1 protein-coding gene is annotated in these 3,514 nt (G+C 60.2%); it reads right to left on the minus strand.

Annotated elements, in window-relative coordinates:
• Positions 1 to 406: 406 nt before the first annotated feature.
• Positions 407 to 2,920 (minus strand): calcium-binding protein, encoded by a 2,514-nt coding sequence (locus RT424_RS00180; RefSeq protein ID WP_313433549.1) that lies wholly within the window; start codon positions 2,918 to 2,920, stop codon positions 407 to 409.
• Positions 2,921 to 3,514 lie beyond the last annotated feature (594 nt).

Raw genomic sequence — 3,514 nt, forward strand, 5'->3', positions numbered from 1 at the left:
TCCACCTTACCGACGCGGACATCATCGTCGCCTGATATCTGAAGCGCTTTCGCCTGAAGCGAACGCGCGATCAGACTGCTCCGTATCAAACGGACATGGAAAGAACCGGAGAAGGGCAGACCTTCTCCGGTTCTTTGTTATCTCGATCCGATTCTATCAGGCCAGGAGCGACAACAGGCAGAACCACCCGAAGCCGGAGACCCCCGCGGCCAATGCCAATCCAAGCAAGGGATGCCTCCCGGCATCGCTCGCGAACATGCGGTTCAACCGTGCCGTGGAGCGATAGTGCAACCCGCCATCGAAAGGGTCGCACTCTGCCGTCGAGGCGCCTGCCCATGGTGACTGCCGCAAGCCATCCTGACCGAACGGAGCCGCATGGCGATGAAGCCCCCGGGGCTGGCCGGGTTCAGAAAAGGACGACATCGGTCGCATCGATCATGGGCTTTCCGCGCAGGGTGGCCATGGCAATGGCTGCTGCCGAGCCACTACCGTCCACGTCATAGTAGAGCGTCCCGACGCCGGGATCGTAGAAGACGTGCATGTCGGGCGCCGTCGCAGTCTTTCGGATTGCAAGAGTTTCCAGCGCACCGGCTTGTCGGCCGGCCAGCCCCGCAAACGCCTCTCGATCGATGGCGATGCGATCCAGCCCGTGCTGGAAATCGAGAATGGTATCGGCGCTCGCTGCGCTTTCCAGACTATCGTACAGGAAGATGTCCGCACCGCCGCCGCCCTGCAACTTGTCCGCACCGCCGCCACCCGACAGGACATTGTCACCATCGTTTCCGTAGAGGATGTTTGCCAGCGCATTGCCGGACCCGTTGATATCGGCGGTTCCGATGAGGTAAAGCTGTTCGAGATGATCGCCCAGCGTGAAGTCCACCTCCGAGCGAACCACGTCGATCCCACCCGCTGCGTCCGTTTCGATCACCTGATCGCGAGTATCGTCGACGTAATAGGTATCGTCGCCGCTCCCGCCCTCCATGCGGTCCGCGCCGCTGCCCCCATCTAGACGATCCGCGCCGCCGCCGCCGACAAGCACATCGTCGCCGCCCAGCCCATGGAGCCGATCGTCGCCGTCGCCGCCATGAAAGCGATTGGCATGTGCATCACCGGACAGAATGTCATTGAAACCGGATCCGATGGCATCGATCACGCTCGTCGCCAGGCGTTTGCCATCGACGACGACGTTGCCACCGGAAAGGTCGAGACGGACGCCGGACGTCTGCTCCCTCCAGTCGCCCAAAGCGCCAGCCTCGCTCCCGATGGCGACAGGCTCCGAAAAAATCCGGATATGCCGCGAGGTCGCGTCACCGACGGCGCTTGCTCCGGAAGAAACCACGAATTCGACCCGATCGCCCGCTGCCAGGCGAACGTGATCCAGCGTGAAGTCATATCTGTTCCCCTGAGCGGGGTCGTAGACATGCTGCTGCAGAATCTGCCGGTCGTTGACGGTTACGGTGAGATAGATCCCGTCTCGGGACTGATCCGAGACATCGTAATCGCCCTCGATCCTGAACAGCCCGGCGTTTTGGACAGTGTAGCGCTCGACCACGGCATATCGCGAAGCTGCATTCGTGCCATTGGAAAAATCGGCGGGCGTCACGGTCGTGGCGTTGACCGTGAGGGGCCGCAGCCATTGTGAGCCCAGGTAAGGTGTCCAGGGCTCGCCGCTCTTCAGGCCTCCGCCCATGGTCTGCAAAGCGAGGGTCTGGCCCGAGCCCGAGCGCGAATAGTAAGACCAGGGGCCTTCGAAGCCGGCACCGCCGCCGTCCGTATTCGTGACGTCGAACTGATCGAAGCTGTCTGCGACCAGTGCGCCGACGTGGAACTGCACCGATGCTGCCGAAATTCCGCCTTCGGACTTCAGCAGGATCGGCACGTCCGCCGAAATCTTCCCGTCGAACTCTGCGATGCGGTTTCCGCGAAGATCGTAGGCGGACACTCCAGAGGCCAGCGTCACCGATCCGGTCTGCCCCCAAAGCACGGCGGCTTCGCGGCCGAGAGTGTAGAAATAGGTGAAGTCGTCGGTAGCGACCCGCGCGATCGTATCGCCTTCCTTCAGAAGGCCGTCGAAGACGCGAAAGGTTTCACCGGCGGGAGCCGCGCTGGCCGCAGTCGTGTTCCAGAGTTCCATGTTCGGGAAATAGGACTGGCGCGCAAGGGCATACCAGCTCGCGCTCTCGATGCCGGCCGCGCCCATGACGCTCAGCATCTTGGCGAAGTATGCCGGCGCATCGTTCAAAGAGGTGAAGTCGCCGCCGAATTCCGTGACCCTGATGTCGATCTCGTTCCCGACCACGCCGCGAAGGGCGGCAATCTGATCGGCGAATTGCTCGGGCGGCGTCGTGTAGGGATGGATCGAGATGGCATCCAGGATATCCAGGGTACCCAGGGCCTTGAGATCGGAAAAATAATCGACCGGGATGGAATGCGTGGCGCCGCCCACCAGTTCCACGTCGATACCTGCCTTGCCAAGCGCCCGATCCACGGCCGCGACCAGCTTTGCATAGTAATCGTCCCGAGTGGCTGCCGAAGCGCTTGCAATGGGGCCGGTCACGAACGAGTTCGAGTTGTATTCGTTGCCGATCTCGATCGCCTGGACCCCAGGATATTGCTTCAAGGTTGCCACGACGAAATCCGCGAAGGCGGCCCGGCCGGCATCGCTGTAGACGGTATAGCCCTGGTCATGGAGCGGGTTTGCATTTGCAAAAGTCAACGTGACGGAGAACCCACGGCCAAGCGCCTGGTCGACCCAGGCGGCTTGTGGCACCGAAAAGTCGTACTTTCCCGCGACATTCTCCACAGCGGCCCATGGCACGCTGTCTCGGATGGAATCCGCGCCCAGCTTGCCTGCCGCATCGAGAAGCGAAGTGCTCCAACCTTGGCTGAAATGGGTCTGCGCCCCCAAGACTATACTCATGAACCGTCCCTTGAATGATTTCGCCTTTTTTAGCGCAGACAGGGTTACAATCGATGCATATGCTTGGTTACCCGCACCATCATCTACGTTGACGACAGATTGGCGCTTAAATAGGTATTTTCACTCACTACGAGTGCAGCGATCACACATGTACCTTGGCAATAATTACATCCAATGCAGACTGATTTTTCGCTGATAATATTTGGATTTTGGCTGGAATCCTCGCAAAATAGCCCTTCCTCATTCGTCATCTCCGATCAAGGCCGGAAAACCAGACCAGATTGGAGACGATCGAACTGCGGGCCTTCCCTAAGCTCGGCTAGTGTCGTCACGGGCCGTTCACAGGAACTGCCAAGTTCCGGAGACCGCAAGCCGCAATGTTCGATAAGCCAGCCATCTCCAGGAATCCCAAAAAGAGTCTGCTTGAAGAATGCTCGCGGGGACATTTTAGAGCGGCACCGGCTGCTCGATGAATGCCGCACCGATCGTCCTGTTCTGGATCCTGGCGATCTGGGCCATGGCCAGCCGCCCGCCTTTCGCGCTCTACCTGTTTTTCGCGGTAATGCCATTTGGCGCCTGCGCCGCCATTCCTAC

Source organism: Novosphingobium sp. (assembly GCF_032093395.1).
GTDB lineage: Bacteria > Pseudomonadota > Alphaproteobacteria > Sphingomonadales > Sphingomonadaceae > Novosphingobium.